At 63.7% G+C, this 24136-nt stretch carries 19 protein-coding genes and 2 pseudogenes; 11 read left to right on the plus strand and 10 right to left on the minus strand.

Features of this window, described 5'->3' with window-relative positions; all coding sequences use genetic code 11:
* Positions 1–4: 4 nt before the first annotated feature.
* The 4 genes and pseudogenes from NANH_RS25230 to NANH_RS29205 form a co-directional block, all read right to left on the minus strand.
* Positions 5–483: pseudogene (locus tag NANH_RS25230) on the minus strand (ammonia channel protein); the annotation flags it as partial.
* A gap of 132 nt (positions 484–615) precedes the next feature.
* On the minus strand, positions 616–1107 hold the full coding sequence (locus NANH_RS0102625) for a CinA family protein (protein WP_027260643.1): 492 nt from the start codon (positions 1105–1107) through the stop codon (positions 616–618).
* Positions 1104–1604: a phosphatidylglycerophosphatase A family protein gene (locus tag NANH_RS0102630; protein WP_027260644.1), complete on the minus strand. Its 501-nt coding sequence runs from the start codon at positions 1602–1604 to the stop codon at positions 1104–1106. The genes NANH_RS0102625 and NANH_RS0102630 overlap by 4 nt, the downstream gene beginning before the upstream one ends.
* Positions 1601–2738, minus strand: a pseudogene (locus NANH_RS29205) (bifunctional 2-C-methyl-D-erythritol 4-phosphate cytidylyltransferase/2-C-methyl-D-erythritol 2,4-cyclodiphosphate synthase). Before NANH_RS29205 ends, NANH_RS0102630 begins: the two are co-directional and overlap by 4 nt.
* Before the next feature lie 242 nt (positions 2739–2980).
* Here NANH_RS29205 and dusB point away from each other — a divergent pair.
* The 5 genes from dusB (at position 2981) to ntrX (ending at position 10167) form a co-directional block, all read left to right on the plus strand.
* Positions 2981–3910, plus strand: a complete 930-nt coding sequence (gene dusB, locus NANH_RS0102645; RefSeq protein WP_051372208.1) for a tRNA dihydrouridine synthase DusB — start codon at positions 2981–2983, stop codon at positions 3908–3910.
* Positions 3907–4989: a two-component system sensor histidine kinase NtrB gene (locus tag NANH_RS0102650; protein ID WP_027260648.1), complete on the plus strand. Its 1083-nt coding sequence runs from the start codon at positions 3907–3909 to the stop codon at positions 4987–4989. The genes dusB and NANH_RS0102650 overlap by 4 nt, the downstream gene beginning before the upstream one ends.
* Positions 4989–6356 carry a response regulator gene (locus tag NANH_RS0102655; protein WP_027260649.1) on the plus strand — a complete coding sequence of 456 codons (1368 nt, stop codon included), beginning with the start codon at positions 4989–4991 and terminating at the stop codon, positions 6354–6356. The genes NANH_RS0102650 and NANH_RS0102655 overlap by 1 nt, the downstream gene beginning before the upstream one ends.
* Before the next feature lie 110 nt (positions 6357–6466).
* The gene (locus tag NANH_RS25235; protein ID WP_036049295.1) at positions 6467–8755 is read left to right on the plus strand and encodes a sensor histidine kinase NtrY-like; all 2289 of its coding nucleotides are present in this window, start codon (positions 6467–6469) and stop codon (positions 8753–8755) included.
* On the plus strand, positions 8752–10167 hold the full coding sequence (gene ntrX / locus NANH_RS0102665; RefSeq protein WP_027260650.1) for a nitrogen assimilation response regulator NtrX: 1416 nt from the start codon (positions 8752–8754) through the stop codon (positions 10165–10167). Before NANH_RS25235 ends, ntrX begins: the two co-directional genes overlap by 4 nt.
* Positions 10168–10422: 255 nt before the next feature.
* Here the strand turns inward: ntrX and NANH_RS25240 are convergent, their stop codons facing one another.
* Positions 10423–10686 (minus strand): sterol desaturase family protein, encoded by a 264-nt coding sequence (locus tag NANH_RS25240; protein WP_027260651.1) that lies wholly within the window; start codon positions 10684–10686, stop codon positions 10423–10425.
* Positions 10687–11007: 321 nt separating this feature from the next.
* Positions 11008–11493, minus strand: coding sequence for a hypothetical protein (locus tag NANH_RS0102675; protein ID WP_027260652.1), 486 nt, complete (start codon positions 11491–11493; stop codon positions 11008–11010).
* 119 nt (positions 11494–11612) lie between these two features.
* Here NANH_RS0102675 and trkA point away from each other — a divergent pair, with 119 nt between their 5' ends.
* The 4 genes from trkA to hflX all read left to right on the plus strand — a co-directional run bounded on the left by trkA (position 11613) and on the right by hflX (position 16167).
* The gene (gene trkA / locus NANH_RS0102680; protein ID WP_027260653.1) at positions 11613–12989 is read left to right on the plus strand and encodes a Trk system potassium transporter TrkA; all 1377 of its coding nucleotides are present in this window, start codon (positions 11613–11615) and stop codon (positions 12987–12989) included.
* A 35-nt stretch (positions 12990–13024) separates the two neighbouring features.
* Positions 13025–14527, plus strand: coding sequence for a TrkH family potassium uptake protein (locus tag NANH_RS0102685; RefSeq protein WP_245601383.1), 1503 nt, complete (start codon positions 13025–13027; stop codon positions 14525–14527).
* A gap of 129 nt (positions 14528–14656) precedes the next feature.
* Positions 14657–14896, plus strand: a complete 240-nt coding sequence (gene hfq / locus NANH_RS0102690; RefSeq protein ID WP_027260655.1) for an RNA chaperone Hfq — start codon at positions 14657–14659, stop codon at positions 14894–14896.
* Positions 14896–16167, plus strand: coding sequence for a GTPase HflX (gene hflX / locus NANH_RS0102695; protein WP_027260656.1), 1272 nt, complete (start codon positions 14896–14898; stop codon positions 16165–16167). Before hfq ends, hflX begins: the two co-directional genes overlap by 1 nt.
* 39 nt (positions 16168–16206) lie before the next feature.
* Here hflX and NANH_RS0102700 read toward each other — a convergent pair whose 3' ends face one another.
* Complete coding sequence (locus NANH_RS0102700; protein WP_027260657.1) at positions 16207–18675, minus strand: penicillin acylase family protein; 2469 nt, start codon at positions 18673–18675, stop codon at positions 16207–16209.
* 117 nt (positions 18676–18792) lie between these two features.
* Between NANH_RS0102700 and NANH_RS0102705 the strand changes: the two genes are divergently transcribed.
* Complete coding sequence (locus NANH_RS0102705) at positions 18793–19665, plus strand: NAD(P)-dependent oxidoreductase (RefSeq protein WP_027260658.1); 873 nt, start codon at positions 18793–18795, stop codon at positions 19663–19665.
* A 55-nt stretch (positions 19666–19720) separates the two neighbouring features.
* On the opposite strand, the gene NANH_RS0102710 is transcribed toward NANH_RS0102705, so the two are convergent.
* The 3 genes from NANH_RS0102710 to hemB all read right to left on the minus strand — a co-directional run bounded on the left by NANH_RS0102710 (position 19721) and on the right by hemB (position 23489).
* Complete coding sequence (locus tag NANH_RS0102710; RefSeq protein WP_051372209.1) at positions 19721–20332, minus strand: lipid-binding SYLF domain-containing protein; 612 nt, start codon at positions 20330–20332, stop codon at positions 19721–19723.
* A gap of 186 nt (positions 20333–20518) precedes the next feature.
* On the minus strand, positions 20519–22273 hold the full coding sequence (locus NANH_RS0102715) for a M10 family metallopeptidase C-terminal domain-containing protein (RefSeq protein ID WP_036049300.1): 1755 nt from the start codon (positions 22271–22273) through the stop codon (positions 20519–20521).
* 217 nt (positions 22274–22490) lie between these two features.
* Positions 22491–23489: a porphobilinogen synthase gene (gene hemB, locus NANH_RS0102720; protein ID WP_027260661.1), complete on the minus strand. Its 999-nt coding sequence runs from the start codon at positions 23487–23489 to the stop codon at positions 22491–22493.
* Between the two features lie 118 nt (positions 23490–23607).
* On the opposite strand from hemB, the gene NANH_RS0102725 reads away from it, so the two are divergent.
* On the plus strand, positions 23608–24135 hold the full coding sequence (locus NANH_RS0102725; RefSeq protein WP_027260662.1) for a hypothetical protein: 528 nt from the start codon (positions 23608–23610) through the stop codon (positions 24133–24135).
* The last annotated feature ends 1 nt before the right edge of the window (position 24136 follow it).

Here is a 24136-nt window from a genome sequence, read left to right on the forward strand (position 1 = left end):
CCTGTCAGCGGCTGAACTCATAGGCGCGCTCACCATGCGCACTGAGGTCCAGACCATCGCTTTGGCTTTCTGCATCGACACGCAACGGGGTGATGACACCGACGAGCTCGACCAAGACAACCGTCACCACCGTGGTGAACAGGCCGACGATGGCCAGGTGCCCGCGCCGAATACCGCGATCATGAGTGTACCAAAGATCCCACCCGCCCCGTGAACCGCAAAGACGTCAAGCGTGTCGTCGATCCTCAGCACATTGCGTACCAGATTTACCGCTTCCTGGCACAGCACCCCGGCGACGGCACCGATGACCAGGGCCTCGACGGGGCCGACAAATCCCGATGCCGGGGTGATCGAGGCCAGCCCGGCGATGGTGCCGGTAACGATGCCGACCAGCCCGCCATAAAACAGCGCCAGCCCCGGCAAGGTCATGAACAGGACCAACGCCGTGGCCACAATGATCCAGGCTGTATCGGCTGCATTCGCAGGTATTTCCCCTTCGCGGTTTGCTACCGGGGGTTAAGGCCGACAGCAGGCGGGGAAAAGTGGCAAGCCCGCCTGGGCGGCGCAAAAAACGGGCAATTGCGCAACCGCGGAAAAAGGGGGCAGCCAAAAGGGTCAGGTGCCCAATTTCCGTTCGATCAGGGAAATGCCCCGCTCCAGCAACGCCAATGCATGGTCGCGGGCCGCCGCACGCACCTGTGCCCGTCCCGGTGCGCCGAACTCGATGGTCTCAACCCGGGTTGGGTTGCCCTGCACCGCAAGACCGAAACAGACCCGTCCCTCGGGCTTGAATTCAGAGCCGCCCGGTCCGGCGATCCCGGTGATCGACACCGCAACCTGTACCGGCGCACGGTGCAGCGCCCCTTCGGCCATCTCGCGCGCCACGTCTTCGCTGACTGCGCCAACCGCCTGCAGGGTGTCGGCCCGTACACCCAGAAGATCCTGTTTGGCCGCGTTGGAATAGGTGACAAACCCGCGATCCACCACGTCCGAGGATCCGGCCACGTCGGTCAGCGCCGCGGCGACCATACCCCCGGTACAGCTTTCGGCGGTGGCGATGCGCACACCGGCGCGACGGGCGCGCTCCAGGAGGGCGGCAACCGTCACAGCCCCATCACCCCATGCGCCAGCCCGGCCAGCACGATCACCCCGATGGCGGCAAATACCCCCGCAATCACGTCATCCAGCATCACGCCCATGGCGTCGTCGCGCCGGTCCGCCCAGCCCACCAGCCAGGGCTTGGTGATGTCAAACAGCCGAAACAGCACAAAGGCCGCGATCCAGCCCGGCCACAGCCGGGCGATGTCCAGATCCATGTTCCAGGCTGCGTAGCTCAGCGGCAGCAGCGCGATCAGCTGGCCTGCAACCTCGTCGATGACAATCTCCGACGGGTCGTGGTCCTGTGCGCCCTTGGTCATCACGCGTGTGGCCCACAGCCCTTTCAGAAAGGTTGCGACGACCGCGATCAGCATCAGCGGAAAGCCCCCGATCACATGGATAACCCAGCCCAGCGGCAGGGCGGCCAGCGATCCCCATGTGCCCGGAGCCGGACGCAGATAGCCGACCCCGCCAACCGTGGCGATCAGTTGCGCCAGCCGTTTCATGCCGCCACCAGCGTCGCGGTGGCAATCGCCGCAATGCCTTCGCCGCGCCCGGTGAACCCCAACCGCTCCGAGGTGGTCGCCTTGACTGACACCCGGTCGATGTCCAGCCCGGTGATTTCGGACAGCCGTGAGCGCATCGCCGGGGCATGCGGACCAATCTTGGGCTGTTCGCAGATCAGGGTGATGTCGGCATTGTTGAGCGCAAACCCCATCTCCGCCGCCAGATCGACGGCATGGCGCAGAAAGATGTCGCTGGCGGCGCCTTTCCATTGCGCGTCGCCGGGCGGAAAGTGCTGACCGATATCTCCCCGCGCCAGCGCGCCATAAATCGCATCGGTCAGCGCGTGCATGCCGACATCCGCATCGGAATGCCCGACCAGCCCCTGATCGTGTGGGACTTCGATGCCGCACAGCACCACGCAATCCCCTCGGCCAAAGCGATGCACGTCAAATCCGTTGCCCAGCCTAATGTCCATCGCGATCCCTCAATATGCGTTCGGCCCGGGCAAAGTCGCCGGGCAGGGTGATTTTCAGATTGTCCTCATCGCCGGGCACGATGACAACCGTCATCCCGGTGGCACGCGCCACTTCGACATCGTCGGCTGCCCCGCCCGGATGTGCCGCATGGGCGGCGCGAATGGCGGCCAAATGAAACCCCTGCGGTGTCTGGGCGCGAAACAATCCATCGCGCTCGCGCGTGCCGGTGACCACGTCATCGGCCCCGGTCCAAAGCGCATCGGTGACCGCAAGCGCCGGGGCCGCGCCCGGTGCGCCGTCCAAGGCGTCGATGACCGCTTCGATCACCGCCTGAGACACACAGGGGCGCGCCACATCATGGATCAGAACACGGCTGGTGCCGGTGCCTGTCAGCGCCTCCAACCCGTTGCGCACCGATTGGGCGCGATCATGGCCGCCCTGGGCCACAAGGCATCCCTGTGCGGAAAATGCCACGCCCCGGCCCATATCGTCGGGATGCAGCACCACCACGATCCGTGCGATCCTTGGGCTGCGTTCAAAGGCCCGCACGGTGTGTCCGGCCACTGTATCCCCGGCCAGGGTGCGCCATTGCTTGGGGCTGACTCCCCCGGCACGTGTCCCGCGCCCGGCAGCGACGATAAGGGCGGCGATGGTCATCGGGGTTCATTTCCTGAGGGTGAATCAGGCCATGTGTTTAGGACGTGATGCCGGGTGAGGCAATCGCCCCCGCACGAATGCCTAAAAAATAGGCAGATGCACTTTTGCAGGGCGTTTGTGCCGGGGTTCCGATTGTGCGCCGATGCCGATCCGGCTAAACCGCAGGCATTCGCACAAGGTTCGCTCACTTGATCCCACAGTTACACCATAGCTCGCAAACGCCGCCCGTGCTCTTGGCCCCGATGGCCGGAATCACCGACCGCCCGTTCCGCGATCTGGTCCTGCGCTTTGGCGCCGGTCTGGTGGTCAGCGAGATGGTCGCCAGCCAGGAAATGGTCCAGGCCAAGCCCGGCGTGCGCGAACGCGCCGAACTCGGCGCCGATGTGGCCAATACCGCCGTGCAACTTGCCGGACGCGAGGCGCATTGGATGGCCGAGGCCGCGCGGCAGGTCGCCGACCGGGGGGCCGCGATCATCGATATCAACATGGGCTGTCCGGCCAAAAGGGTGACCAATGGCTATTCCGGCTCGGCGCTGTTGAAAACACCCGACCACGCGCTGCGGCTGATCCAGGCGGTGGTGGAGGCGGTGGATGTGCCGGTGACGCTGAAAACCCGGCTGGGATGGGACCGCGATTGCCTGAACGCCGCCGATGTGGCCCGCCGTGCCCAAGACGCCGGGGTGCGCATGGTCACGATCCACGGGCGCACCCGCTGCCAGTTCTACAAGGGCAGCGCTGACTGGGCCGCGATTGCCGCGATCAAGGACGCGGTGACGATACCGGTGATCGCCAACGGTGACATTGTTGACACCACCACCGCGCGCACTGCGCTGACGCAATCGGGGGCGGACGGGGTGATGGTCGGCCGTGGGGCTCAGGGTATGCCCTGGAGGCTGGCGCAGATCGCCCACGGCCTCTGGGGCAGCCCCGCGCCGACGATACCGCAAGGCACAGATCTGGCGGATCTGGTCGCGGACCACTATCAGTCCATGCTGTCATTCTATGGCACCGATCTCGGGCTGCGCGTCGCACGCAAACATCTGGGCTGGTACATGGATCACGTCGGCACAGAGCCGGGGTTGCGCCGTCAGGTCCTGACCGCCCGCGATCCGGCGCAGGTGCTGCTGCTGTTGCCCCGTGCCCTCATGCCGCCTGCGCGGGCCGCCGCATGACCGCTGACTCCGCTATCTGGGCCTCGTTGCCGGTGCCTGCCTTTCTCATCGACGCACAGGACAGGATCGTCGACACCAATTCGGCGGGCGAAGGCTTTTTGAATGCTTCGGCACGGTCGGTGCAAGGCAGCCCGGTCTGGGACCAGATCGCCATCGACGCCCCGATCGAAGAGGCGTTTTCCCGGGCCCGCGCCAATGGAACGCCGCTGTTTGTCAACGACATCGATGCGGGGTCGGGCAGCCGTCCGCCGCTGCAATGCAACCTGCAGATCGCGCCCCTGCTGGACAGTCCGGGCAGCATGATCCTGCTGGTGTCGCCACGTGAGCTGGCCGGGCGCATGACCCAAAGCCATTCGGTCAAATCCGCTGCCCAATCCGCCATTGGCATGGCCGAGATGCTGGCGCATGAAATCAAGAACCCATTGGCAGGTATCACGGGGGCGGCGCAATTGCTCAGCATGAACCTGCCGCCCGATGACCTGGAACTGACAGATCTGATCGTTGCCGAAAGCCGGCGCATCGTGAAACTGCTCGAACAGGTCGAGCAGTTCGGCAATCTCAGCCCGCCCGATCTGCGTTCGGTCAACCTGCACGACGTTCTGGACCGCGCCCGGCGCTCGGCGCTGCTGGGATTCGGCGCGCATATGAAGATCGTTGAGGATTACGATCCATCGCTGCCGATGGCGCTGGGCGATCCCGATCAGCTGTTGCAGGTGGTGTTGAACCTGCTGCGCAATGCCTCCGAGGCCGCCGATCCCGGTGGCGGCACCATCCGCATGCACAGCTATTACGAACATTCCTTTCGCCTGCGCCGCTCCGACGGCTCTGGCCAGTGCCTGCCCTTGCAGGTCGAAATCATCGACGACGGCCCCGGTCTGCCCGACAAGATCCGCGACGACGTGTTCGACCCGTTTGTGTCGGGCCGCGAAAACGGCACCGGGCTGGGGCTGGCGCTGGTCAGCAAGATCGTCTCGGACCACGGCGGCTGGATCTCGGTCACCTCGGTGCCGGGGCGCACCGTCTTTCGCCTGTCCCTGCCGCGGGCACCGCATGTCGCTGAACACGAGGAGAGGTCCTGATGGATGGAACCGTTCTGGTTGCCGATGACGACCGCACGATCCGCACCGTGCTGACCCAGGCGCTGACCCGCGCCGGCTGCCGGGTTCACGCCACCAGCTCGCTGACCACGCTGATGCGCTGGGTGGGCGAGGGCAAGGGCGACGTGGTGATCAGCGACGTGATGATGCCGGACGGCAACGGGCTGGAAATGCTGCCGCGTATCGCCCAGGATCGTCCGGACCTGCCGGTGATCGTGATCTCGGCGCAGAACACCATCATGACCGCGATCCAGGCCGCCGAGGCCGAGGCCTATGATTACCTGCCCAAGCCGTTCGATCTGCCCGACCTGATGAAACGCACGGCGCGGGCGCTGGACCTGAAACGCCGTACCCCCGCCAGCAATGACACCGAACGGGCCGAGCGCCCCGACGATCTGCCGCTGGTCGGGCGCACCCCCGTGATGCAGGCGCTGTACCGGTTGGTGGCCAAGGTGATGAACACCGATCTGCCGGTGCTGATTTCGGGCGAAAGCGGCACCGGCAAGTCGCTGATCGCGCGGGCGATCCACGACTTTTCCGATCGGCGCACCTTGCCCTTTGTCACCGCCGGCGCGGCGGATTTGCAGGAACTGGAAGGCCCGGCGCGGGTGCTGGCGCGGGTCAGGGGCGGCACCATCCTGATCGACGAGATCGCCGATCTGGACGACGAGATTCAGGCCCGCATCGTGCGGATGATGGATGCGCCGGGCGATCATGGGCCGCGTTTCATGGCCACGGGGCAGGGCGATCTGGCCGCCGCGATGGAGCAGGGGCGCGTGCGTCAGGATCTGTATTTCCGTCTCAGCGGCGCGTCGCTGCACCTGCCGGCGCTGCGTGAACGGGTCGATGACGTGTTGCTATTGGCCGATCATTTCCTGACCCGTTGCGAACGCGACGGCGGCCCCAAACGCTGGCTCGGCACCGAGGCAAAGACGCTGTTTCGCGCGTACAGCTGGCCCGGCAACGTCCGCCAGCTGGAAAATGTGATTCGCCGTCTGGTGCTGACCAGCCGCGCCGACGAGATCACCCGCCCCGAGGTCGAGGTGGTGCTGGGCAACCAGCCCGAGGTAGAGCCGGTGCTGGGCGGAGGCGAAGCCGAGAAACTGTCCGGGTCGGTGGCGCGCCACCTGCGGCGCTATTTCGACCTGCACGGAAATATGCTGCCGCCACCTGGGCTTTACGCCAGAATCCTGCGTGAGGTTGAGATGCCTTTGATCGAAATCGCCTTAGAGGCGACCGGCGGAAATCAGGCCAAATGCGCTGATCTGCTCGGCATCAACCGCAATACCCTTCGCAAGAAAATCACCGATCTCGATATAGAGGTGACACGGCGCCGTAAGTTGATGTAAAAAGGCCACAGAAGCGTGGCAAGCGGGCGCCAACTGATATAGGTGCTCGGATCAGACCACGACATCTGGCGGTAAGCCGCGTAAGCGGCACATCAACTACGAGGGCAACCGTGACAACACGGTCACAGAACAGGCCATTGCTCAGCTTCAATCGCTGGCGGCATACGCGTCGCGCCAAGAATGTTGGCACATTGGGGCTGGTGCTTTTGGGGCCAGCGCTGGCTCTGGCCACGTTCATGGTGTTGGGGCCGTTCGATCAGGGCGCCTCGTCCCCGGCCATCCGGTTCATCCTGCTGGCCGATCTGGTCTATATCCTGGTGGTGGCCACGCTGGTGCTGGGGCAGATCGCCCGCATGATTGCCGCGCGGCGCGCCAAGTCCGCCGGATCGCGCCTGCACCTGCGGCTGACCGGGGTGTTTGCGCTGCTGGCGCTGATTCCCACCGTGATCGTGGCGGTCTTTGCCGGGCTGACGGTTAATATCGGACTCGAAGGCTGGTTTTCGGAACGGGTGCGGCAGGTTGTCGGCACCTCGCTGTCCGCCGCCGAGGCGTACGAGCTTGAGCACCGCGAAAATTTGGCCCAGGACGCCCGCATTCTGGGGCTGTATCTGGACAACGCCCGGCAGGCGACGTTTTTTTTGAACGACGCCGAACTGCGCTATCTTCTGGGGCAGGGACAGGCCCAGATTCAGCGCGGGCTGCGCGAGGCCTATGTTATCGATGGCACCGGCGACATCCGGGCCCGTGGCGAAGGGTCATACCTGTTCAATTTCGAAGAACTCAGCGAGGGGCAGATCGCGGCGGCCAGCGAAGACGGTCTGCTGATCATTCAGGACTGGGACAACAACGAATTCCGTGCCCTGGTGCGGCTGGATGCCTTTGTCGACCGGTTTCTCTATGTCAGCCGCGACGTCGACGGTGCAATCCTGAATCTGTTGGACGAAACCAAGGAAACCGCGCTGCTGTATCACCAGCTCGAAAAGGAACGCGGCCGGGTGCTGTTCGAATTCGGGCTGCTGTACCTGGGCTTTGCGGTGATCCTGATTCTGGCCGCGATCTGGTTGGGAATCTGGTTCGCCGAACGGCTGTCGCGTCCTGTGGGGCGGTTGACCACGGCGGCGCAAAAGGTCGGCGGCGGCGATCTGGACGTGCAGGTGATCGAGGAAGAGGGCGACGACGAAATTGCCATGCTGGGGCGGTACTTCAACCAGATGACCCATCAGCTCAAGGGCCAGCGCGAGCGGCTGCTGGAAAACACCGACCAGATCGAACGGCGGCGGCGGATGTTTGATTCGGTGCTGTCTTCGGTGACCTCGGGGGTGGTCGGGCTGGACCCGCAGGGACGGGTGACGTTTGTGAACCGCTCGGCCCAGCGGTTGCTGGACTGGTCTGGGGACGAACACAAGCTGTCCCTGGCCGTTTCGGTGCCCGAGTTCGGGCCGTTGTTTGACAGCCTGCAGGCGGGCGGGGGCGAGATCGCACAGAGCGAAATCAAGGTCATCCGGCAGGGGCGGCAGGAAAACCTGCTGGTGCGCATGGCCACCCGGCGCGAGGCGGATGGCCAGCTCGAAGGCTATGTTGTGGCATTCGACGACGTGACCGATCTGGTCAGCGCCCAGCGGATGGCGGCCTGGGGCGATGTGGCCCGGCGCATCGCACACGAGATCAAGAACCCGCTGACTCCGATTCAGCTCAGCGCCGAACGCATCAAGCGCAAGTTCGCACCGGTGCTGACCGAAGACAGTGACAAGCTGGTGGCGATGACCGATGTGATCGTGCGCCAGACCAACGACCTGCGCCGCATCGTGGACGAATTCAGCAAATTTGCCCGTATGCCCGAACCGGATCGGCGCAGCGAGGATCTGACCCAGCTGGTGCGCGACGCAGTGCTGTTGCAGCAGACCGGTCAGCCGGATGTGCGCATTCAGTCGGATATTCCGAACGCGCCGGTGCTGGCCGAACTGGACGCGACGATGATTTCGCAGGCGCTTACAAACCTGATCAAGAACGCCGGTGAAGCCATTGAAACGTTAAAGGAAAAAAATCCTCCAGAAGAGCTGGATCCGCAAATTCACGTCCGGCTGTCGGTCTTCGATCAGGGGTGTGAAATTACCATCGCGGACAACGGGATCGGCCTGCCCGAGGACCGCGCCCGCCTGTTTGAACCCTATGTGACCACGCGCGACGCCGGGACCGGACTGGGCCTGCCCATCGTGCGCAAGATCGTCGAAGAGCATGGCGGCACCCTGACCTTGCAGGATGCGCCGGTGTTTGACGGTCAATCCCATTTCGGAGCGATGGCGGTGATCCGTTTCACCAATATCCTCCCACGTAAAACCCCCTCTGAACAAGATAGCGGCAAGGCCGAGGAACCCGCAGAAAAGGCAGGAAGCAGATGAGTGACATTCTGATTGTGGACGACGAACGCGATATTCGCGAACTGGTCGCCGATATTCTCGAAGACGAAGGTTATCCCACCCGGATGGCTGGGAATTCCGACGATTGCATGGCTGCGATCAACACCGAACCGCCGGCGTTGTTGATCCTGGACATCTGGCTGAAAGACAGCCGGATGGACGGCATCGACATTCTGAAATCGGTCAAGCGCGACAACCCGGATGTGCCCGTTGTGATCATCTCTGGCCATGGCAATATCGAAATTGCCGTGGCGGCGATCAAACAGGGGGCTTACGATTTCATCGAAAAGCCGTTCAACATCGACCAGCTGCTGGTGGTGATCCGCCGCGCCATGGAGGCCTCGCGCCTGCGCCGCGAAAACAGCGCGCTGCGCCATCGCGATACGTCGGTTGCTGATATGATCGGCACCAGCGTCGCGTTTCGGGGGCTGCTGAGCAATCTGGACAAGGTGACCAAATCCAACGGACGGGTCATGCTGACCGGCCCGGCAGGCTCGGGCAAGGAGATCGCCGCGCGCTATGTCCATGCCCATTCCAACCGCGCCAACGCGCCCTTTGTGACCGTGAATTGTGCCAGCATCGAACCCGAGCGCATGGAGGAGGTGTTGTTCGGTCGCGAATCGCCGGAACGCGGGGTCGAATCCGGTTTGCTGGAACAGGCGCATGGCGGGGTGGTCTATTTCGACGAGGTCGCCGACATGCCCATCGTCACCCAATCCAAGATCCTGCGGGTGCTGGTAGACCAACAGTTCCAGCGGGTGGGTGGCAATGACAAGGTGCGGGTCGACCTGCGGGTGATTTCCAGCACGACCAAGAATCTGGAAGAGGAAATCCGCGCTGAACGGTTCCGCCAGGAACTGTTTCATCGTCTCAACGTGGTGCCGATTGCCGTGCCGTCGCTGGAAGAGCGGCGCGAGGACATTCCCGAATTGGCGGCACATTTCATTCAGGTCTGCAACGCCAACCAGGGCTTGCCGCTGCGCCCGCTCTCCGATGAGGCGATTGCGCTGATGCAGACCATGGTCTGGCCCGGCAACGTGCGCCAGCTTAAGAACCTGGTCGAACGGGTGCTGATCCTGGGCGAGGGCACTGGCCCGATCGAGGCCCACGAACTGCCCAGCGACGAAGACAAGAAGGCGGAAGAGGGCCGCGTTGTCCTGTCCGGTGCGCTGGCCACCCTGCCGCTGCGCGAGGCGCGCGAAGCCTTTGAACGGGAATACCTGCTGACCCAGATCAACCGCTTCAGCGGCAATATCAGCCGCACCGCCAGCTTTGTCGGCATGGAACGCAGCGCTTTGCACCGCAAGCTGAAATCGCTGGGGGTGGTGACCTCGTCCAAATCGGGCGCACGCGTGGCACATGTGGACGAACAGACCGCCGAGGCCGCCGAATAGGGGCCCCGAATGCCCGGGTATTTACGGCAAATGGCGCTGTGTACCCTGGAACCCCGGGGGGCCCCGCTCAAGGGCCGCCCAGAGCCCATCCTGCAAGCGTTCGGCAGCGCGCGAAGGCCAGCAATCAAATCTCTTCGTTTTGCTTCGGTCGCTCTCTGTTGATGCAATAGCCCGACGCGGGTTCGCGAAAGGGCTGAGCCAACAGGCGATCCAGCCAAAGATCGCGGCGTGTCCGGAATTACGCGATGCCGAGGGTCATGCCGCTATGGCCTGCGCTTGGCTGCGCGAGAAAGTTCCCGGAATGAGATCCCACCAGGGCAGGTTGAAACCAAAGTCGCTGTTTGTTTCTGACGGCAAGATTGAACGATGAACCCGATGCATGTCGGGCGTCACGACAACGAGCCGCAACACTGCATCCGGCTTCGATGGCAGGCGTGTATTCGAATGATTGGATAGAAACGTCCCATTCAACACATCCTCAAAGATCAACACCGCGATGGCAGATGGCCCCAAGCGCATGCCTCATTTGTTGCTACTGCCGCCACGGCCGCGGCGGGAATGTCATGTCGGCCCGCCGGACTGGTGTTGAACCGATATACCACCCGTCTCAGACGTCGCTCCGGTTCAAGAGACCGCAGAAAAGCTGCCTTTCACTTCCGATATGATCTTGCTCGCCTTGTCCCGCTCTGCTGTCCTTTAAATCTCCTGAACAGGCTCTCGCATGTGACAGCACCTAGAGCCCCTGGGTGTCGGCATTCTGCGATCCGGGGATCGCACCGCCGTTCAGACCCAGCCCCTTGCGGCACCTCCCTTGCCGCAAGGGGCTGGCTCCTCCCCGGGTTATTCGGACGCGGTCGGGGCCTGCGGTGTCACGATCTGCCAGGTGCCGTTCTTGTTGGCCACGGCGCACGAACCCTGCGTCAGGACGGGCATGGTGCGCGTGGCGGCGGGCGGAACCTGTCGTGCCACCGCCTCCGGGCAGCGCGGCACACTGACCGGCTGATAGCCCTTTTCGGCCATGCACATATCCAGGACGCGTTGGCGCAGATCGCTGTTCAAATCCACGGTGTACACGCCGCCGCCGGCCCAATATCCCGGCGCAGCATAGCAGCCCCCGCCGGTGCAATACCGCCCGCCGGGAAAATAGATCGGCGGGCTTTGGCGGATCTGGTTGGCCACCGGCGCATCGCGCAACGCGGCCACTTCGCACTGTGTGGTATCGGTTTCCATCCGGCTGACCGACACCCCGGGGCGATAGTAGAGCGACAGCGGCCCACACGCACCAAGCGCAAGCCCCGCCACGATAATCCGAAAAATGGCTCTCATGGCCGCAGTCTGCCCCAGATCGCTGCGGGTGACAATTGAATTGACCGCTCTGGGGGCATCTGTCATGCACAGGATCGCTGAACTCGCGGCGAAACCACCGGGCCAAAGGGCAAAAGCGCATGAAGGTCATCATTTGCGGTGCCGGTCAGGTCGGCTGGCAGATCGCGCGGCACCTGTCGGGCGAACAGAACGACGTCACCGTGGTGGACAGCAACACCGATCTTGTACGCCGTGCCACCGACACGCTGGATGTGCAGGGCGTTTCCGGCTTTGCCAGCTATCCCGATGTGCTGGACCGCGCCGGGGCGCGGGATGCGGACATGATCATCGCCGCCACCCATTCCGACGAAGTCAACATGGTCACCTGCCAGGTGGCGCATTCGGTGTTCTCGATCCAGCGCAAGATCGCGCGGCTGCGAGCGCAATCCTATCTCACGGCAATCTATTCCGATCTCTACCGCCGCGACCATCTGCCGATCGACGTGGTGATCAGCCCCGAACGCGAAGTCGCCGCCGCCGCGATGCAGCGCCTGTCGGCCCCGGCGGCGTTTGACACCGAAACCTTCATGGGTGGCAAGGCACAGCTGTTGGGCATCACCATCGACGAAGACTGCCCGGTCGTGAACACGCCCCTGCGCCAGCTGACCGACCTGTTCTCGACCCTGCGGTCCATCGTCGTGGGCGTGCGCCGCGACGGCAGCCTGTTCGCCCCCGAGCCGAATGACCAGCTGTTTGTCGGCGACGATTGCTATGTCTTTGTCCATACCGACGATATCGGCCGCACGATGGAGATATTCGGCAAGGTCCAGAAAAAGCAGGAGCGTCTGGTGATCGTCGGGGGCGGCAATGTCGGACTGACCGTGGCCAAGGCGCTGGAAGGCCGCGCCATCCGCACCCGCGCCAAGGTGATAGAACGCAGCCGGGCCTCTGCCGAACTGGCCGCCGACGCGCTGGAGCGCACCATCGTGCTGCATGGCGACGGGCTGGATTCGGCACTGCTCAACGAGGCCGGGATCGACCGCGCCGATGCCATGCTGGCGGTAACCGACGACGATAAGACCAATATGCTGGCCTGTGTGCGCGCCAAGGCCGAAGGCTGCCCCTATGCCATCGCGCTGATCAACGATCCGACGCTGGTGCCCCTGATGGGTCCGTTGGGGATCGACGCCTATATCAACCCGCGCGCCACCACCGTCAGCTCGATTCTGCGCCATATCCGCCACGGGCGGGTGCGCGCGGTCTATTCCATCGGCGATGCCGAGGCCGAGGTGATCGAGGCCGAGGTGATGTCGACCTCGCCGATGGCCGGGCAGCGCATCCGCGACATCGACTTCCCCGAAGGCGCGCTGGTCGGTGCGGTGATGCGCGAAGGCGAGGTGATGCGCCCCGTCGGCGGTATGCGGATCGAGGAACGGGACGTGATCGCGATCTTTGCAATGGCCAACGACGTGCCCGAGGTCGAGCGGCTGATGCAGGTCTCGATCGACTTCTTCTGACCATGCAGACGCAACAGTCTTCATCGGGCCTGCTCATGCGCCTGCCGCTGTCGCTGCTGATCTGGGGGTTGTTCGCGGCCTCGATGTTCGTGCCGGCGTCCTATGCCGTGGTGCGCAACAACCACCCGGCCTCGCAGTCGTTCTTCTATTCCGGCCTGCTGGGGCTGGTCTGCGTTATCCTGATTGCGTTGTCGCTGGGCGGGCGAACCCCCCGGTTCGGCACCCTGGGGCAATTGATGTCGCTGCTCTTTGCCTTTGCGCTGCTGCCGGTATATCTGGCGATTCCGATGCATGACGCGTTGCAGACCACCAGTTTTCTGAACGCCTATTTCGACATGGTCAGTGCGATCACCACCACCGGTGCCGATCTGTTCGCCGATCCTGCGCGCCTGTCGCCGCCGCTGCATCTGTGGCGCGCTCAGGTCGGCTGGATGGGTGGCATGATGATGTGGGTCGCGGCCTCGGCGATTCTGGCTCCGCTCAGTCTGGGCGGGTTCGAGGTGACGGCCCGGGGACAGCCGGGGCGGGGCATTTCCGGCGCGACCCGCATGCAACGCGCCGATCCGCGCAAGCGGCTGCTGCGCATCAGTGTGACTCTGGTCCCGATCTACACCGCTCTGACCCTGATCCTGTGGATGCTGCTGCTGATCAGCGGCGAAACCTCTCTGACCGCCCTGAGCCATGCGATGTCGGTGATGGCGACCTCGGGCATCTCGCCGGTCGGCGGCATGAACGGAGCCAGCGCCGGGATCGCGGGCGAGGCGCTGATGTTCCTGTTTCTGTTCTTTGCCCTGTCGCGGCTGACCTTTTCCACCGACACCTCGGGCGCGGCCTCGGCGCGGCTGGACAAGGATCCCGAGTTCCGCATCGCGCTGTTGCTGATTGTCGGGCTGCCGGTGCTGCTGTTCCTGCGCCACTGGCTGGCTTCGCTCGAAATCGGCGCAACCGAGGATCTGTCGCAGGCCCTGCGTGCGTTGTGGGGGGCTGTGTTCACGGTGATGTCGTTTCTGACCACCACCGGATTTGAAAGTGCGGACTGGGATGAGGCGCGCCAATGGTCCGGGTTGGGCACGCCCGGACTGATCCTGCTGGGGTTGGCGGTGATCGGCGGCGGGGTTGCCACCACTGCCGGGGGGGTCAAGCTGCTGCGGGTCTATGCGCTGTATCTCAACGGGCTGCGCGAGATGCAGCTTCTGGTGCATCCGTCATCGGTCAGCAGCATCAAGAGCGGCGACCGCATCCAGCGCGACGGCGCCTTTATCGCCTGGGTCTTCTTCATGCTGTTCGCCATGTCGCTGACAGTGATCTGCCTGGCGCTGACGGCGCTGGGGGTGTCGTTCGAAAATGCCATGGTGCTCAGTATCGCAACCCTGTCCACCACCGGCCCGTTAATCGAGGTGGCGGCGCAAACGCCGATCCGGCTGGTCGAACTTGGCCCCTGGGCCAAGGCGGTCATGTGCGTCGCGATGGTTCTGGGACGGCTCGAAACCCTGGCCATCATCGCACTTTTCACGCCGGATCTGTGGCGCAACCGGTAAGGTGCGGCTGGCAAGCATACAACAGGTTGATTTTTTGGGTGGAAGTTCCCCGCGCGGCGCGACATACTCGCACATCAGGGGTGTACCGAGACGCGGTACGTGGCAAGAACAACGGCGAGAATTTGAATAATGGCATCTGATAGACAAAATCTTCAGGACGCGTTCCTGAACCATGTACGTAAAACCAAAGTCCCGGTCACGATTTTTCTGATCAACGGCGTCAAATTGCAGGGCGTCATCACCTGGTTCGACAATTTCTGCGTTCTGCTGCGCCGTGACGGTCAATCCCAGCTTGTCTACAAGCATGCGATTTCGACCATCATGCCGGCCCAGCCGATCAGCCTGTATGAGGGCGAAGACGCCACTTGATGCATCACGACCGGATTCGCACCCGCGCCTGGGTATTGCATCCCGACATCAAATCGGACAATTCCCGACGTCCCGCCGAACCGGCGCTGGACGAGGCCGTCGCGCTGGCTGCGGCCCTGCCGGATCTCGAGGTGATCGGCTCCGAAATCGTGCGCCTGCCCAAGGCCCATGCCGGAATGTTGTTCGGCAAAGGCAAGATCGAGGAACTGGGCTCCCGGTTCCAGGCGCAGGATATCGAGCTGGTTCTGGTGGACGGGCAGGTCAGCCCGGTGCAGCAACGCAACCTGGAAAAAGCCTGGGGGGTCAAGCTGTTGGACCGCACCGGCCTGATCCTCGAAATCTTTTCCGACCGTGCCGCGACCCGCGAAGGCGTGTTGCAGGTGGAAATGGCGGCGCTGTCCTATCAGCGCACCCGGCTGGTGCGGGCCTGGACCCACCTGGAACGTCAGCGCGGCGGTTTGGGCTTTGTCGGCGGACCGGGCGAAACCCAGATCGAAGCCGACCGCCGCGCCATCGACGAGCAGTTGGTGCGCCTGCGCCGGCAACTCGACAAGGTGGTCAAGACCCGCACGCTGCACCGCGCCGCACGGGCCAAGGTTCCGTACCCCATCGTCGCGCTGGTGGGATATACCAACGCCGGCAAATCGACCCTGTTCAACCGCGTGACCGGGGCTGACGTGATGGCAAAGGACATGCTGTTTGCCACGCTGGATCCGACCATGCGGCGGCTGGGGTTGCCGGACGGCCCCGAAGTGATCCTGTCCGACACCGTGGGTTTTATCAGCGATCTGCCAACCGAGCTGGTCGCCGCCTTTCGCGCCACCCTGGAAGAGGTGCTGGGCGCGGATCTGATCGTGCATGTGCGCGACATCAGCCATGCCGATACCGAGGCCCAGGCCCGCGACGTCGACGCGATTCTGACGTCGCTGGGGGTGGACACCGAACGCCCGCAGATCGAGGTCTGGAACAAGCTGGATCTGCTGGCGCCCGATGCACGCGATGCCGCGCTGGCGCGGGCGGGGCGCGATGACAACATTCACGCGGTTTCGGCCTTGACCGGCGAGGGAATCGCGGCCCTTCTGAGCGCGATTGCCACGGCGCTGCAGGGCGTTCGGCTGCTGGCCGACCTGCATCTGACCTTTGCCGACGGCAAGCGCCGCGCCTGGTTGTTCGCACAGGATCTGGTGCAATCCGAGACCCAGACCGACGACGGGTTTGACATCACCGTCCTGTGGACCCCGCGCCAACAGGCGCAGTTCGCGGTGTTATAACCCGCACCCCTGCAACATGCCGGCGCGCGGGTGCCGGATCTATTTTTCCTGCGGGGTCAGTATTGTGACGCCAACCGACGCCGCGCGCGCCAGACCCTCGTCCAGCGACATCGGGATATATTCGCCGCGCCGCCACAGCTGTGCCAGATCGTCATAATAACGCGACAGGAAATGCCCCGACTGCCCGGTCGAGGTAATGAACACGGAACTGTCCGGATCGGCAAAATCGTAGACGCCGCGATATCCCGCCCCATGTACGTTCTGAAACGGTTCCGGACCGCGTCCGGACGTAGCTCCCCGCAGCAGCGTGTTGTCGCCGCCGCTGGTGGATTGGCGGATATTGACAAAATAGCGCAGCACCGGCACCTCGGACAGAACCTCGTGATCCTGCCGGGCCTGATGCGCGTCGCCCCAGCGCAGGCTTTCCAGCGCGGTGCCATAGGTTTCGCCGATCCAGATCAGCGCGTCGTCCAGCGCCAGCCGCGCCATGTCGGTACAGGTCTCCTTGGGCGCGCTATTGCGCACATCGCACCAGACCGCGGCCCCCTCGACATCGCGATAGACCCGCTCGATGAACAGTGGAGAGACACGGGTGAATTCGTCCGCCAGCGGGCCAAGCTCGTCCCGGATCAGCCGGTCCTGCAACGCCCGCACCCAGGCCGCATAGATCAGCGGCTCGGGCAGGTGCTCGTTCATCTGCCCATTCCAGTCCGCCAACAGCGACAGCGCGATCTGGCGTTGCCGCTGGGGCGTGCCTTCGGGCGCGGCCTCGCCGGTGAACCACAGGTCGGCCCCGATAAGCGGCAGCAGCGTACGGGCGGTGACGCTGACCGTGTCCAGCTGCGCCTCGATAAAGCTGTCGCGGGTGTGGACCTGGCGCGACTGCATCAGCCGCTGCCAGCGGGTCACCCGCTGGGTATCGCCCCAATTGAACGAAATGTGGTTCGGAAACGGCCGGTCCACCACCTTGTTGTTGGTGTTGCCCAGAATACCCCCGCGCGGCGAGACGAATTCCGGGTTCTGCGCATAGGGCATCCGCCCCTGCCAGAGGTTCTCGGCCAGCCAGCCCTGCGATGGCATCCGCCCCTGGGTCTGATGGCTGGGGTCGCGTTTGGGCACAGTTCCGATCAGCTTCATCGCGATGGTGTCCTGATCGACCAGGGACAGGTTCTGCGACGGTGCCAGAAACCTCTCGGCGATGGCGATGGCCTCTTGCACCGTACCCGCCCCCATCAGTGCGATCGCGGCGGACACCGACGTGTCATCGGGGCTCAGCGCGGTCCAGCTCAGAGACGCCACATGGCCCGGCGGCGTCACCGCGCCCAGATCAAAGTCGCTGCCGGGCAGCACCGGCCCATTGTCGGTCCAGCGCAGGGTCAGGGTGATCGGCGGCGCGTCCTTGATCTTGATGATCGAGGGGCGGCTTTCGAACGTCTTGTACCCTTCAGGGGTCAGGTATTCCTCGGGGTTGTCCGGGTTCAGCTGTTCGATGAACACGTCCTGATCGTCCAGATGCGACGACGTCAGCCCCCAGCCCAGCCGCGCGCTGCGTCCGGTCAGAACCACCGGCACACCGGGGATCGTCCCACCGATGACACCGCCGCCGGCCAGCTCCAGTCGCGCCAGATACCAGATCGACGGGGCCGAAAGCGGCAAATGCGGATCATTGGCCAACAGCGTCCCCCCCGAGGCCGAACGTGACGGCGCCGCAGTCCAGGTATTGCTGGCCCCGGCCAGACCGCGTGGTGCCACCGGCGACAACGGATCGTCCGATCTGGGCACGGTGGCAGTATAGCGCGGCGCATCGGGAAACAGGCTGGCATATTCCGGCAAGGCGGCAACCCCGGTGCCGGGGGCATCCGGCAATATATCCATCAGCCGGGCGGGGTCGTTCAACATCAACGCCACCCGCGCGCGCAGCACCTCTTCGCCGACCTGCCCGGTCAGGCGCAGTGCCATCAGCTTGACGATGGCCAGCGAATCCGCCGGCGACCAGGGCGCAATCGGGGCATTGAACAGGAACATCTCGGGGGCTCCGCGCCCCAGTGCCTCGCGGTTGATCTCGGCCAGCCGGGCGTTGACCCCGGCGGCATAGGCCGACAAGGCCTGTTGCGTCGCCGCGTCCTGGTCCTCAAGCGATTGCACCGCCAGCCGGTACAGATCCAGGCGGCGCAGCAACCGATCATAGCTGACCGTACGCGTTCCCAGGATTTCGGACAGACGGCCTTGCGCGGTGCGGCGCAGGATTGTCATCTGCCACAGCCGGTCCTGCGCATGGGCATAGCCCAGCCCAAAGAAAACATCGCCGTCGGAGCCGCCAAAGATATGCGGAACATTGGCGTTGTCGCGCACGATCTCGACCGGAGCTTCCAGCCCCACGACCTCGACCGTCTGGTTGTAATTCGGCAACGACCGGCTGGCCAGGTAGTAGACCAGCCCGACGGCGAGAACGATCAGCACGACCAGCCCAACCGCCAGGCGCAATAACCAGCGAAACACGATTCCCATATTTGCCCTCTTGTCGCCTCTGCATCGGATCTTTTGCGGTATTTGCCGATTTTGTCCGGTGGGATTGCCTGCTATCTGTCTCCCAGTCTGTTTTACGCGGGATCGAAGGAAAAGCACATGGCGAAACTGGCATTTTTGGGTCTTGGGGTCATGGGATTCCCGATGGCCGGACATTTGCGGGCCGCAGGGCACGATGTAACCGTCTATAACCGCACCACGGCCAAGGCCCGCGACTGGGCCAGCCAACATGGCGGCGATTATGCGAAAACACCGCGCGCAGCGGCGGATGGGGCCGAAATCGTGATGGCCTGCGTGGGCAACGATGACGATCTGCGCAGCGTGTGCCTGGGCGACGACGGCGCGTTTGCGGGCATGCCGGACGGGGCGGTTTTTGTCGATCACACCACGGTGTCGGCCAGGGTCACCCGCGAATTATATGCCGCCGCTCAAGCCGCGCGGCTCAGCTTTGTCGACGCGCCGATCTCGGGCGGGCAGGCGGGGGCGGAAAACGCGGTGCTGTCGGTGATGTGCGGTGGCGACGCCGAAGCCTATGCACGGGTCGAACCGATCATCGCGGCCTATGCGCGGATCTGTCGCCGCATCGGCGACTCAGGGGCCGGCCAAATGGCCAAGATGTGCAACCAGATCGCCATTGCCGGGCTGGTGCAGGGGCTGTCCGAGGCGCTTCATTTTGCCGACAAGGCCGGGCTGGACGGGCGCGCCGTGGTCGAAGTGATCAGTCAGGGCGCGGCGGGCAGCTGGCAGATGTCAAACCGCTACGAAACCATGATTGACGACCAGTTCGAACATGGTTTTGCGGTGGACTGGATGCGCAAGGATCTGGGAATCTGCCTGGATACGGCGGATGAAACCGGGGCCAGCCTGCCGGTTACGGCATTGGTCGACCAGTTTTACAAGGATGTTCAGCAGATGGGCGGCGGGCGCTGGGATACCTCCAGCCTGATCAAGCGTCTGCGCGCGCTGACCTGATCGCGGGATTGGGTGAACAAATGGCCGTATCTCATTGAGATACGGCCATTCCTGTTCAGGGAATGATGCGGTTGTATTTTGCGCCTTCCAGCGACGCCCCGGCATACAGCCCGGCCTGGCCAAAGACAGCCGCCAGCACCGGTGTGTTCAACAGGTTGGTGTCTGTCGAGGCGGATTCGCCAAAATCCGTCACCACATAGTCGATCTCGGCACCGGCGGTCCAACCGCTGGAGCGGCGGAACCCTTCCAGCGCGTCCTGGGTCATGAAGAACAGAACATGGGCGTATTGCTTGGCCCCGATCTGGAACCCGGCGCTGGCCTTGGTGTTGGAATAATAGTCCACGGTGACCCCATTGACCCGCAAGGCGCCGCGCCCATAGCCGCCGCCAAAACCGAATCCGGCCTCGGTGACCAGCGGCATCACCAGCATGCCGGTCGACTTCTGGGCCAGTTCCACGGTGTTGGGATACTGGCTGTACATCTGGTTGAGGGTTGCATCGACGCGCGCATCGATAGTGGCGGCGCCACTGCTGCCGATGCCATTGTTGCAGCCAGCCGTGACGGCCACGCCTGCAAGAGCGGTCAGCGCAAAACCGCGCCGCGTCAGCGGTGAGGGCGACAGTCCGGGCGCGGGAATTCTGGTTTGGATTTTGGGTGTGCTGCTCATGTTCTGATTTGCCTGTAATCGTGCCTGATATGGCCGTATTTTCCGGCCTTGACGCAATATATACCCTTGAAACGCACAGCTGTCACGACCCAAGCGACCTGAATTGGCGTGTTGTTGCTGCTCATACCCCGGTTGCGACCTGTATGCGTGTGTTCACTGAAGGTTCAACATGCCATGATTGCGAGGTCAGAATATGAAATCCGCCCCGCTCAGGGTCAGCACACCGGACAGGTCGATGCGCAGATCGCTCTGCGCGTCGCCATCCAGATCCGCCAGAATGCGTGTGTCGCCGCTGACATGCTGCAGGATCACGTCGGGCGCGCTGCCGGAATGGTTGCCAAAGCCCTGAAAGCCAAGCGGCGTGGCGGCAAGACCGCTCAGGTCAATCCGGTCGCTGCCGGGGGTGAAATCCAGGATCGTGTCGATGCCGCCTCCGACCGGGCTGTCGTTGACGGCGACAAAACGAAAGACATCCGCACCGTCCCCGCCAGTCATCTGGTCCGCCCCGCGCCCCCCGGTCAGCTGGTCATTGCCAGCCTCGCCGTAAAGCATGTCAAAGCCTGCGGCCCCGAACAGCTTGTCCTGCCCTGCGCCGCCCGACAGCGTGTCCGCGCCGCCATTGCCGAACAGCCGGTCGTCGCCGGTGCCACCATCCAGCGTGTCCTGCCCGGCGATGCCGCGCAATACATCGTTGCCATCCTGACCGTAAAGGCTGTCGTGACCGCCATGTCCGATCAGCAGATCGTCGTCGCCATTGCCATAAAGGGTGTCGTTGCCACCGTTGCCTTTCAGCGTGTCGTTGCCGGCGTTGCCATACAGGATATCGTCGTCGCGCTGGCCCATCAGCGTATCGTTGCCCGCCTGGCCCATCAGCGTGTCGTTGCCATCGCCCCCGCGCAACCGGTTGTCGGCCTGATTGCCCGACATGCGATCGTCGCCCGTCCCGCCGGTGGCATGTTCGATCAGCGACCGGGTGTCGCCCTGGTACAGCAGCGCATTATAGATATTGCCCCGGGCGTATTCGCCCGGCCCCAGCCGCGCCAGCTGTGCGCTGTCAAACACCGATGCCGCCCCCGGTGCCAGGTCGATATCCAGCGCTGTCGCGTAAGCGCTCAGGTCAAAGGTATCCGTTCCGCCGCCGTCCCAGACCGTGGCGAAAATGCGATTTGCGCCGGGGTCGATACCGATGCCGCCATTGACCAGTGTGGCCCCCGAACCCGGTGACCATTTATACACCGTATCGCCGCTGTTGGTGGTGAAATTCGCGCCATACATGTGCTGCAATGCGGCAATGTCCAGCATCATCCAGCTTTGCGCATACCCCCAGGTCTCGTTGCTGTAATTCCCCGGCGACGCTCCGATATACGACCGATAGGTCATCACCGTGTATTCCATCGAATCCTGCGATGTCGGCACGGTGCCATAGCTGCCGGTGAGGTGCCCGTGTTCCAGACCCAGCGCGTGGCCCAGTTCGTGAACCATCGTCACATAGGCATAATTCCCGGCCACCGGGTAGGTATAGTCATAGCTGACGGTGCTGAACCACACATCGCCACTGGCCGCGCCCGTCGACGGGTAATAGGCCCAGGCGGTGCCATAGCCGAACGGGTCGTCATCGGTCTGCGCGATCCGGATATGGGCCGACGCCGCCGTGCTTTGCTGAACCGTCTGTCCGGTGAACCCCTCCAGCGAAAACCCGTCATCCGCCGCCGATCCCGCCTGACGGTCCAGACTGCGTTGCATCATCGCGGTCATCTCCGCGGTGGCCTGCACATGACCGCTGTCTTCGCCCGAGCCATAGCCGCCCGAATAGACATCCGGCGTCGGGGGCGCGCCGATCAGCAGGGCGGCGTCATCCCACGCCCGGTCGCCCAGAATGCCGTCGATCCCCGCATCTCCCGAGGCGGAAACATATCGCGTCGCATTACCAATACCGCTCATCGCTCAACCCGCTACCACAAAGACCCCGGCCATGGGCCTTTTTGATGTCAGCAAAAGGTTACCAAAATCCCATCGCCCAAGACACCAACAGCCAAAGTGCGGGCAAGGCTCCGCCGATTGCGTTGCGGCTTTCCCCTGCGAGACCCTACACCACATATGGCGGTCGCGCCTTTGGCGGCAGGCCGCGATCTGGGCGTCAGCCACCAGCCGAATTGCGTCAGCGTGCCAACAGCCGCGCGACCTGTGGCGCGAAATAGGTCAGAATGCCGTCGCATCCGGCGCGTTTGAACGCCATCAGGCTTTCCAGCATCACCCGCTCGCCATCGATCCATCCCTGCTGCGCAGCCGCTTGTATCATCGCATATTCACCGCTGACCTGATAGGCAAATGTCGGTGCGCCAAACGTGTCCTTGACCCGCCGGCAGATGTCCAGAGAGGGCAGGCCGGGTTTGACCATCACCATGTCCGCGCCCTCGCGCAGGTCGCGTTCGACCAGGCGCAGCGCCTCGTCCGAATTGGCCGGGTCCATCTGATAGGTGTTCTTGTCCCCGGTCAGCGCCGCGCTGGCCCCGACCGCATCGCGAAACGGTCCGTAAAAGGCGCTGGCATATTTTGCCGCATAGCTCAGGATCATCACATTTTGATGGCCCGCCGCTTCCAAAGCGGTGCGCATCGCTTCGATGCGCCCGTCCATCATGTCGCTGGGCCCGATGATATCGGCTCCGGCCTCGGCCTGTGCCAGCGTCATTTTCACCAGCGCCTCGACGGTGGCGTCGTTGACGATCTCGCCGTCCACCACGAACCCGTCATGGCCGTTGATGTTATAGGTATCCAGCGCCACATCGGTCATGACCGCCAGCTCCGGCACCGCCGCCTTGATGGCGCGGATCGCCCGGTTGGCGTGATTGTCCGGGTCCCAGGCCCCGGCGCAATCCTCGGTGCGCTCGTCCAGACCGGTATAGGGAAAGACGCAGATCGCCGGAATGCCCAGATCGACCGCCTCGCGCGCTGCCACCACCACCTTGTCGACACTGCGCCGCATCACCCCGGGCATGGACGGTACCGGTTCCTCGATCCCTTCGCCGGCGCGCACGAACACCGGCCAGATCAGGTCCTCTTTGGCCAATGTGTTCTGCCGCACCAGCCCGCGGATCGCCGGGGATTGGCGCGTGCGTCGCAAACGGGCCGCAGGAAAGGGGGCAACTGTAGGTTTCATCGCGGGCGCTCCTTGAACAATCGGCTATTGGGTGGCATGGAAAGCCGTGCCCTTCAAGGGGATCAACGGCTTGCATATTACCGCAGCCGGACAAACAAGAGTAATAAGGGCAGAACGGTTGGATTGGTACAACTCTGTTTTTGAACTGATCGACATGCGGTCCTTCTCGAACCTGTGGTTCTGGATCGTTCTTGCGGTGGCGTGGTCCTCGGCAACGCACTGGACCCTGGGCGTGCCATACGACATGGTCCAGCGCGCCCGTCGTGTCGGCGGACAGGCTGCAATCGACCTCGAAGACCTGGCCCGTATCAACGTCAACCGTCTGCTTTATATCGCCCGCGTGTCGGGGCTGTGGCTGCTGGGTCTGTCGTGCTTCCTGCTGTCGGGGCTGGCGATGCTGGCCTTCTGGTACCGGGTCGAATTCGCTCAGGCGGTGCTGCTGCTGGCCTTTCCGTTGTCGATCGTCGGTGCCCTGTCGCTGTCGACCGCCAAGCTGATCGAAAGCGAGGACGCGCGCGGCGAGCTGCTGCACAAGCGTCTGGGACGCCATCGCCTGTACACGCAGCTGATCGGTGCGCTGTCGATCTTTGTCACCGCGATGTGGGGCATGTATCAGAACCTGACCATCGGCGTTCTGGGCGGCTGAA

This window comes from Sedimentitalea nanhaiensis DSM 24252 (genome assembly GCF_000473225.1).
GTDB classification, from domain to species: Bacteria; Pseudomonadota; Alphaproteobacteria; order Rhodobacterales; family Rhodobacteraceae; genus Sedimentitalea; species Sedimentitalea nanhaiensis.

Bases quoted from the DNA above. Each gene is read 5' to 3' on its own strand.
- NANH_RS0102700 (WP_027260657.1), bottom strand. From the start codon at position 18,675: ATGGGAATCGTGTTTCGCTGGTTATTGCGCCTGGCGGTTGGGCTGGTC.
- NANH_RS0102630 (WP_027260644.1), bottom strand. From the start codon at position 1,604: ATGAAACGGCTGGCGCAACTGATCGCCACGGTTGGCGGGGTCGGCTAT.
- ntrX (WP_027260650.1), top strand. From the start codon at position 8,752: ATGAGTGACATTCTGATTGTGGACGACGAACGCGATATTCGCGAACTG.
- NANH_RS0102650 (WP_027260648.1), top strand. From the start codon at position 3,907: ATGACCGCTGACTCCGCTATCTGGGCCTCGTTGCCGGTGCCTGCCTTT.
- NANH_RS0102710 (WP_051372209.1), bottom strand. From the start codon at position 20,332: ATGAGCAGCACACCCAAAATCCAAACCAGAATTCCCGCGCCCGGACTG.
- hemB (WP_027260661.1), bottom strand. From the start codon at position 23,489: ATGAAACCTACAGTTGCCCCCTTTCCTGCGGCCCGTTTGCGACGCACG.
- NANH_RS25240 (WP_027260651.1), bottom strand. From the start codon at position 10,686: ATGCGCTTGGGGCCATCTGCCATCGCGGTGTTGATCTTTGAGGATGTG.
- NANH_RS0102715 (WP_036049300.1), bottom strand. From the start codon at position 22,273: ATGAGCGGTATTGGTAATGCGACGCGATATGTTTCCGCCTCGGGAGAT.
- trkA (WP_027260653.1), top strand. From the start codon at position 11,613: ATGAAGGTCATCATTTGCGGTGCCGGTCAGGTCGGCTGGCAGATCGCG.
- dusB (WP_051372208.1), top strand. From the start codon at position 2,981: ATGGCCGGAATCACCGACCGCCCGTTCCGCGATCTGGTCCTGCGCTTT.
- hflX (WP_027260656.1), top strand. From the start codon at position 14,896: ATGCATCACGACCGGATTCGCACCCGCGCCTGGGTATTGCATCCCGAC.
- NANH_RS0102685 (WP_245601383.1), top strand. From the start codon at position 13,025: ATGCGCCTGCCGCTGTCGCTGCTGATCTGGGGGTTGTTCGCGGCCTCG.
- hfq (WP_027260655.1), top strand. From the start codon at position 14,657: ATGGCATCTGATAGACAAAATCTTCAGGACGCGTTCCTGAACCATGTA.
- NANH_RS0102675 (WP_027260652.1), bottom strand. From the start codon at position 11,493: ATGAGAGCCATTTTTCGGATTATCGTGGCGGGGCTTGCGCTTGGTGCG.
- NANH_RS0102705 (WP_027260658.1), top strand. From the start codon at position 18,793: ATGGCGAAACTGGCATTTTTGGGTCTTGGGGTCATGGGATTCCCGATG.
- NANH_RS0102655 (WP_027260649.1), top strand. From the start codon at position 4,989: ATGGATGGAACCGTTCTGGTTGCCGATGACGACCGCACGATCCGCACC.